Below are 8230 nucleotides of genomic sequence, written 5' to 3' on the forward strand. Positions count from 1 at the left end.
TGGCGAAACTGAGCCAACGCGGGCTCTGTAGTGACAATTTTAATTACGTTGAAAGCGAGGCAATAGCGTCAATAGGCGTAAGCCCGCATTAAATTTGTCAATTGGCATCCTAGACTTCCACTCCCTTCGTAAGGCCTTGATCTTATGGGGAAAAGTCAGTCCTTCGATAGCCCGATCCCGATCCCGCGACCTCGCGGAGCGCATCGGCTCGAGGCCTTCAGCCTCAAATTGGGGCGCCGGGTGTCGTTCTATCGGCGTGCGGCTCTCGATCAATGGCTGAGGCTGGAGGCCGATCCCGACGTTCAGCGTTTTTGCGAAAGGCCTGGGTTCATCCTAGTGGGCGGACAGCGACACTTGGCCGAGTTCTGGGTCCGTTATGAAACTCGGGACGAGTTGGTGTTGCTCTCAGAGTCAGACGACGAGGGCATGGTCGTCGACAAAGGGCGCCAACTGGACGACTCAGAGATCGATATTCGTGTGGTGCCGCCGGCAGAACTCGCTGCATCCCGAGTCTGGATCGACAACTGGCAACGGATGTTACCCACGATCGTGGCCAATCGCGGCTTGCCAGCGGCGAGTCTGCTGACAGCGATCCGGCGCTTTGCGACAGCTGAGCCGAGGCAACTCCTGACCATTGAGCGCGAGTACGCCACAGGCGATCCCGTTCTGGTTCGCACCGCGGTGTATGAGTTATTGCGCACGGGCAAGCTCTCGGCACCGACCTTGCATACGGAAGCGTTGTCGCTGCTCACACTGTTCTCGGCACCGGGAGGACAGTCCTGATGCGCCGCAAACCGGAGCTCCAGCATCTCGACCTCGCGTCCTGGCCGTCAGTTGCATGGACGGAGCTCACGGAGGGGCGTCAGCAGCGGGTACGCATGGCGACTGCCGCCATCGAGCGCTATGCACGAGGCGACGCTATCGACGAAATTGAACTGTCCACCGGTATCGATCGTCGCCAACTATATCGGTGGTTGTATCGTGCGTTGCAGACACACCCCGATGGACGGATCTGGGGCTTTCGCGCCGTCATTCCCAATGTGCGGATTGCCGAATACGCGCGCGTTGCCCCTATCGTCGTCCAGGGGCAGACCGGCAGTCGCGGTACGGCCGGGGCGATATCGCAAATCTTCGAGAGCCATCCCGCCTTGGTGACGTGGCTTCGGGCTCAGATTCGGCAACGCAAGGTCGTGCTGCATCAGGTCAGCACGGATGGCAAGCTCAAGACGCGCCTGCGCGGCCTGAAAGCCCTGCATGAGGAGTTCCTGAAGCAATGTCGGTCGCTCGGTCTGAAGGCGACGGACTACCCGCTCTGTATGGACTATTTGGCAATCCGCTCGTTGTCCAACCGGCTCAAGGCGGAAATGCTGCGCTCCTTCGGCCAAGCTGCGCGCGCGGCGGGCGCCTCTCACCTCAAAGGCTTGCCCCTGCAGGACGGACATGCCGTATCGCCCGCGGCCGTGCGCCCCTATCAGGTCGTGGAATTCGACGGGCACCGTCTGGATGTTCGGCTCAAGGTGGTGGTACGTGACCCTTTGGGTTTTGAGCACGAGTTCGAAATGGAGCGCATCTGGCTGCTGGTCATCATCGACGTTTGCACTCGCGCGATCCTGGGTTATCACGTCGTGCTCGCGCGCGAGTACAGCCGTCATGACGTGATCAAGACGATGGAGAAGGCACTGGAGCCTCATCGCCCCATGACCTTCACCCTTCCCAATCTCGCGTACTCCAAGCACGATGGCCTGCCGTCGCAAAAACTGCCCGAGCTCGCCTACGCTTGCTGGGAGTGGATCAAGCTCGACAACGCCAAAGCAAATCTTGCCAACGACACGCTCAGTGCCTTGTGCGAGTTCGTGGGTTGCATTGTCGATGCGGGCCCTTATCACCACCCGGACGAGCGCCCCTACATTGAGCGTTTCTTTGCGACCATTGCGCAAGAGATGTCGTCGCGTCTGCCTGGCTACACCGGATCGCATCCGCGTGACCTTCGGCGTGCGCTGTCCGATCCGAAGGGCAATCTCCGCTTGTACCTGTCCTCCGATGAGCTGACGGAACTCGTCGAATATGCCATCGCCAGTTACAACGGTACACCGCACAGCGGGCTGAACAACATCACGCCTCTGGAGGCCATGGAGCGGTTGATCCGTGTCAAGCAGAGCATGCTCTCCTGGTTGGCCGAGCATCGGCGTCGCACGCTGTGCCTGATGCAAACCGCGTCGAGGCACACGGTGCGTGCCTACTTGCACCAAGGTGTGCGTCCTCACATCAACCTGCACGGTGTGCGCTACACCAGCACAACCCTGGCAGCGGCGACGCATCTGATCGGTACGAAGCTGCTTGTCTATTCCAACGTCGAAGACCTGCGCGGCGTACGGGCGTTTCTCGCGGATGGAGCCGAGTTGGGGCCATTGCAGGCGCAGGGCGCGTGGGGCCTGGTGCCCCACGATTTGCGGCTGCGCAAAGAGATCCTGAAATGGCGTAAGAAGCGCGGCATGCGCAAAGGGATGGAAGGCAACGTGATCGAGGCGTTCGTCCAAGAGAAGCTGGCGCACGCCAAACACACACGCAAAGCCGCCACGGATCTCGCGCACGTCATCCGTGTTTTGTCGACTGCGCCGACGATCTACACGCCTTTGCGACCCACCGTACCCATTTCTGCGCCGCTTTCCAATGCCGTCGCTGACGATTCACCATCGCCGCCGCCAGCGCCCGGTGTACCACGCCGCCTCACGATTGGTACGGGACTGATTTCCTAGGCGGGCCGCCCGCAAGGAGGACCACCATGTCTGTCGAACGCCCCCGCCCGGTTGATCCGGCTACGCACCCTCTGGTCACTGGCAATTACCGGATCGCCACGGCAGCGATCCAGGATTTTTATGAACTGGTGACACGGTGCCTGCGGTACCGTGTTCCTGGGGCGCTGATCTACGGACCCTCACGCATTGGCAAGACCCGGGCGATCGAATACATACGGCTCCTGCTCGCCCGCAACTACCCCAAAATCTCCACCTTCCACGCGCAGTGCGAGCACAAGCCCAAGCATGCGGAGGGCCCCTTTCTGTCGAACCTGCTGGAGGCCGTCGGCTATCCCGAGCCGCAGACGGGAACCAACACGGCCAAGCGGTTCCGGCTGACCCATAAGCTGCGGGAGGCGGCGGCCCGAGCGGGCAGCGGAACGATTCTCCTGTTTTGCGATGAGGCACAGCGCTACAACGTCAATGAGTACGAGTGGCTGCGCGACATTCACGATACGCTCGATCGGCAGCAGATCAAGCTGTACACCTTCCTGGTCGGCCAGGAGGAGTTGCTGGCCAAGAAGGAATCGCTGCAGGCGGCAGGGGCCACGCAGATCATCGCGCGCCTCATGGTCGAAGAGTTGCCGTTCTATGGGATACGCGATGCTGATGATGTCGCGACTTGCTTGCTCGGCTATGACGAAACCTGTTACCCGGAGGCGAGCGCTTGGACCTTCACGCGGTTTTACGTCCCCGAGGCATTCGACACCAACTACCGGCTTGTCAACGACGCGACCGTGCTCTGGGAGGCCTTCAGCGCGGCGCATCACAAGGCGAGCCTCCCCTACAAGATGGAAATCCCGATGGAATATTTCGTGCGCGCTGTTGAGATTGTCCTGAAAGATAGCGAGACCCGGGACGCACCGGGTTACAGCCCAGCGCCAGCATTGTGGGCATACGCCGTGCAACAGTGTGGTTACGTCCAATCGCGCCATGCGACCGGGCATATCATCGCCGCTGCGTAGCTCCCGGAAGAATCGATTCCCGATTCTATCGTTTGACGAGAGCGTGCTTTCGCCCGCGCTAGGCTACACCTTCGACCCGAAATGGGTCGACCCGTGCGAGTCGCTGATTTCCATTCTTTGGAAATTCGCGCAGGCCAATCAGCTTTCGGGGCATGTTGTGGTGCGTCATGCCGCCTTGTCCTTGCACGCCGATCCCTATTCCGGCGTTTTACCGGTGCACGATGCGATCAATATCGCCGCCTTGCGCAAGACCTTGCACCTGCCGGCCAAGATACTTCTCGGATCGGTCCTCGATGCTTTTCCTTACCGCCAGTACGACGAGCGTTTTCGATTTTGCCGCAAGTGTTTGGGGCGTGGATACCACAGTCCCCTCCATCAGTTGCAGAGCGAGTCCACATGCCCGGCGCATCAGACGCCACTCGAGATCGGTTGCCGACGCTGCGGCTACGAGCCGCTCTGCTTGCTCAAAGCTCGTTTTCTGGAAACCCCGTTTCGATGCGACTACTGTGGTGCCCCCTACAGTTACAAGACGTATTCGACACTACGATCGGAGAAGATGTGCAAAGATGACAGAGTTGCAATGCGTCGGCGATACTTTGAAAGGACATACGGCTAGACTGGGCGCATTTGGATCACGGCGGCGTCACTCGCGTGATTGCCGTGGAGTCGAAAAATTGCTCCATCACGCTGGAAATACTGAGTCCCGGCCCCCGGTTGGGCGTCGGGCGAGGCGCGCTCATGCGTGAAGTTCAGCGACGATGCGCTCGGCGAGAAAATCGCAGGGTGGTCGGTTTGACGTGACGCTTCGGGCGAGGACGATTTCAAGCGTGCCAATCTCAGGCAGGCCGTGTGCGGGCCCGAGCAGCGTAAAGTCAGATGGCACAGCACACCGCGCGAGCGGGGTGATGGCGAGGCCAGTTCGGGCCATCGTCAGCAGGCCAAGCAGACTCGGGCTCTCATAGGAAGTTCGATACACGATTTTTGCGCGCTCGAGACTGTGGATCGCCTTCTCGCGTGCGACGCTTCCCGGTAGGAACACGGCAATTGGTAGCGGCCGCTCACGCCAGATGTCAGTGGCGCCGGGCGCTGCGGCCCACACCATCGGCTCGTGCCGCAAGAACTCGCCGGTCAGCCCTTTCACCCGCGTCGCGCAGACGAGATCCACCGTGCCGTCGCGCAACATCGGGGCGAGCGCGACGCTGGGCAGGCCGGTCACCTGGATCTCGACCTTCGGATAGGTGGCCGAGAACTTCTTGAGAATCGGCGGAAACAGCGACGACGCGTAATCGTCCGGTACGCCGATCACCACGCGGCCAGTCACGTCCGGCCGGACGACCGCCGCCCATGCCTCATCGCGCAGCGCAATGATCCGGCGCGCGTGTGCCAGCAGCACCTCGCCGTCCTGCGTCGGCACCACGCTGCGCGGCTTGCGCACGAACAGCGCTTTGCCAAGGGCCGATTCCAGCGTCTTGATCTGCATGCTCACCGCCGATTGCGAGCGGTGCACGAGATCTGCCGCCCGGCTGATCGTGCCCGTAAAGGACAAGGACATTTGTTGAGAGGGCTGCACCCCAACCCTCAGCGTGCTGCCGGCAAAAACATCGCCGCAAGAACTGGCAGGAGACACTGCGCATATTTTTCTGATGCAGTGGGATTCCACCGAGTGCCGCGCATGCTCTGCATGCGTTGAGAGGCCAAGTTTTGGCGCGCCAGACCATGAGTTGATCGCATGCTTGCGCCTTCAGTATGCGCAAGGTGATTCGAGGTGGTAAGCATGCGGAGAGCAAGCACCATTCTCCGGCTGCATTCTTGTAATCCACCCGTAACTCTACGGTCAGGTTGACTTTCCTAGACTGCGGCTCCGTGATCGTCCATTGATGGTGCCCGTGAAGTTGCTGCGCGTTTTTTCGCTCTGGCTGGTACTAGTTGCGCTGCCCTCACAGGGCATGGGCGCCGGTATTCCTGCCGACTGCGAACGCGCGCATGCTGTAATCAAGAAATCGCGGAGCATTCAGCATAAGCGCCTCTCCGTGGCTACACGTACCAGCCATAAGCATTGCCACGACCACCATGGCAAAGCAGGACCTGCTCGTTATGACGACCGGTGCAAGCTATGTCCGTCTTGCGAGGAGGCTCCGCAGTATGCAGTGCCCGCGCGACTGACCATGTCCAGTTGTCGGCCGACAGCGCGAACACATTCGTCGTCTAGCGCCCAATTTCTTAGTTTCATCCCAGAGCTCCTCCTACGGCCTCCGCGCCTGGTTTCCTGACACGCATCACTGCTGACGTCTGACAGCCTTCGCTTTTGTAAGGGAGGCACGCGGCCACAGCGGTAAGACCCGTGAGCGTGTCCCGGCACGCAACCAGGGAAATTGAGTGTTCCGTCAGCGAGCAATCAAGGCGCGGTGAATAGCGCTGTTGTTCGCTGCGTAGGAGTTTGCCGTGCATATCTGTGTAAATTGCCATGCGCCTCTGAGGCCTTTTGCTTGGTCGTGCAATGCCTGCGGCTGGAGAGCCGCCGTCCATGACGGAGTCGCTTGCTTGGCGCCCGAAATGCTTCAGGACAACGACGGCTTCCACGAGCCGCTGTTCGACGAATACCAAAAGCTTCAAGCCGAGCACTTTTGGTTCGTGTATCGCCGAAAGTTAATCGTGTGGGCGCTGCAACGTTATTTCCCGCGGCTTCAGTCCTTCTTGGAGATTGGCTGCGGCACAGCAGAGAATCTCGCTGCGATTGCAGACCGGTTCCCACATGCTGAGGTATGCGGTGGGGAGCCTTCGCTGCATGCGCTGCAAATGGCGCGCCGCCATTGCACAGCGAAGTTCTTGCAAATGGACGCGCGCGCGATCCCTTTTGTCGAAGCATTCGACGTGGTCAGCGCCTTTGATGTGATCGAGCATATCGATGATGACCGACTCGCCCTGAGCGAGATGTACAAGGCGTGCCGGCGCGGAGGTGGGCTGATCTTGACGGTGCCTCAGCATCCTTCTCTCTGGAGTCGCGTGGACGACGCGGCCAAACACAAGCGTCGTTATACGCGTAAGGATCTCGTGGAGAAGCTGCGGGCCACCGGGTTCCGTCCGCTCTACGTCAATTCCTTCATGTCGCTGCTGTTACCCGTCATGGTTATTTCGCGCGTGCACCAGAAGATTGCGCGGACCGATCTGGAGGTTGACGAGGGTTTCCGCATCGGAAAGACACTCAATCGGCTGTTTTCGACCGTCTGCGACGTTGAATATCGCTTGTTGACCCGCAGCTTGCCATTTCCCGCCGGTGGTTCGCTGCTCGCTGTCGCGGTCAAGGAGTGATATGGCCATTCAAGGCACTGAAACCAGTCATTCGCACCTGCGCTGATGCGCCTTGGAGAAAAGGCCGGCATGACCGATCGACGAATCTTCTACAGATATCTGCTGAGTGGCGGTGCTTCCACCGCCACTCACTATCTGGCGCTGTACATTTTGGTCCACTCCGGTACCACCCCCGTGGTGGGATCGACCCTAGGTGCGATCTTCGGGCTCGTGCTCAATTTCACGGTTAGTCGGCGATGGGTGTTCGGCGCCCCCGCCAAGGTCGGTGCGACACTCTCGCGCTTCCTCCTTGTGTGGGTGCTGGCATTGCTGTTCAACGCCTGGATGCTGGCGGTCCTGTTCGCTGCGGGCCTGCACTATTTGGTTGCACAGGTGATCTCAACCGGGATCTTGGTTCTGATCAATTTCAATCTGCATCGCAGGTGGACATTTTCCGTTGCACAAGCAGCACCTGCAGTTGTGGACGCCTCAAACTGCAAGGCTGGTGCTTGGCGTACACAGCAAAAACCTGATAGCTAACCCTCTTTCACGCCAACTCAGGCATTTGGCTGTGCGGGTACGACGCGCTCAAGGTCCCGCCCACTAGGAGACTATTGCATGAAAAAAAACGCTTTGATATCGGTGTTGGCCGTGGCTGCCAGCTTTCCGACGGTGGCCAAAGGCTTCGTCCTGCATCTTGAGCACGGATTCGACGCCCACAACCCCGTCGTAATCTTGGGGGGTACACAACCCTTTCCCACAAATGCGGAGGAGTTTGACGTATCTGCGCCGCGTGGCGTCATTCTGACCAAAGTACTTTCCTATCAGCAACGCTACATCATGCGGCTGGTCAACCGGGGAAGTGCTTCTGTAGCCCTACGTCTGGACGTCAAGGATGCTAGCAGCGTTAAGACCCTGCCGGGAACGCAACCGATCAATTTGGTCTTGGATGCAGGCGAAACAAGGGAGCTGGCGATGGAAGCGTGGACGCCGATGACTGTGGTGGTAAGCGCGGCAGCGCAGTAAGTATCTCGCCCGCTGGTACGCCAGCCAAGCTGGCGTCATTTGCTGCCCAAAAGCCAGAAAAGGGGCATGCAATCTGCCATTGTTCAGCAGAATGCGTGTCGGCTTCCTCAAGCAATCTAGCGAGCCTGACCGCAACGACCGGATTTACCGTGAACG

At 59.7% G+C, this 8230-nt stretch carries 8 protein-coding genes; 7 read left to right on the top strand and 1 reads right to left on the bottom strand.

Annotation, left to right across the window (positions count from 1 at the left end; translation table 11 throughout):
- Positions 1-354 precede the first annotated feature (354 nt).
- Genes AAHM38_RS14540 through AAHM38_RS14555 form a run of 4 tightly spaced genes read left to right on the top strand, consistent with a single transcriptional unit; the run spans position 355 to position 4376 of the window.
- Positions 355-783, top strand: a complete 429-nt coding sequence (locus AAHM38_RS14540; RefSeq protein WP_249262879.1) for a hypothetical protein — start codon at positions 355-357, stop codon at positions 781-783.
- Positions 783-2756 (top strand): DDE-type integrase/transposase/recombinase, encoded by a 1974-nt coding sequence (locus AAHM38_RS14545; protein WP_012435600.1) that lies wholly within the window; start codon positions 783-785, stop codon positions 2754-2756. Before AAHM38_RS14540 ends, AAHM38_RS14545 begins: the two co-directional genes overlap by 1 nt.
- Before the next feature lie 26 nt (positions 2757-2782).
- On the top strand, positions 2783-3760 hold the full coding sequence (locus tag AAHM38_RS14550) for an ATP-binding protein (RefSeq protein ID WP_021197347.1): 978 nt from the start codon (positions 2783-2785) through the stop codon (positions 3758-3760).
- 43 nt (positions 3761-3803) lie between these two features.
- Positions 3804-4376: a TniQ family protein gene (locus AAHM38_RS14555; protein ID WP_225694714.1), complete on the top strand. Its 573-nt coding sequence runs from the start codon at positions 3804-3806 to the stop codon at positions 4374-4376.
- A gap of 120 nt (positions 4377-4496) precedes the next feature.
- Here the strand turns inward: AAHM38_RS14555 and AAHM38_RS14560 are convergent, their stop codons facing one another.
- Entirely contained in the window at positions 4497-5312 is an 816-nt protein-coding gene (locus AAHM38_RS14560; protein WP_012435597.1) for a LysR family transcriptional regulator, read from the bottom strand.
- A gap of 1001 nt (positions 5313-6313) precedes the next feature.
- Between AAHM38_RS14560 and AAHM38_RS14565 the strand changes: the two genes are divergently transcribed.
- The 3 genes from AAHM38_RS14565 to AAHM38_RS14575 all read left to right on the top strand — a co-directional run bounded on the left by AAHM38_RS14565 (position 6314) and on the right by AAHM38_RS14575 (position 8074).
- Entirely contained in the window at positions 6314-7069 is a 756-nt protein-coding gene (locus AAHM38_RS14565) for a class I SAM-dependent methyltransferase (RefSeq protein ID WP_021197345.1), read from the top strand.
- Between the two features lie 69 nt (positions 7070-7138).
- A complete protein-coding gene (locus tag AAHM38_RS14570; RefSeq protein WP_012435594.1) occupies positions 7139-7588 on the top strand; it encodes a GtrA family protein in 450 nt (149 codons plus the stop codon).
- 78 nt (positions 7589-7666) lie between these two features.
- A complete protein-coding gene (locus tag AAHM38_RS14575; protein ID WP_012435593.1) occupies positions 7667-8074 on the top strand; it encodes a hypothetical protein in 408 nt (135 codons plus the stop codon).
- Positions 8075-8230 lie beyond the last annotated feature (156 nt).

The organism is Ralstonia sp. OTU4908 (assembly GCF_038440115.1).
Classification (GTDB): domain Bacteria; phylum Pseudomonadota; class Gammaproteobacteria; order Burkholderiales; family Burkholderiaceae; genus Ralstonia; species Ralstonia pickettii.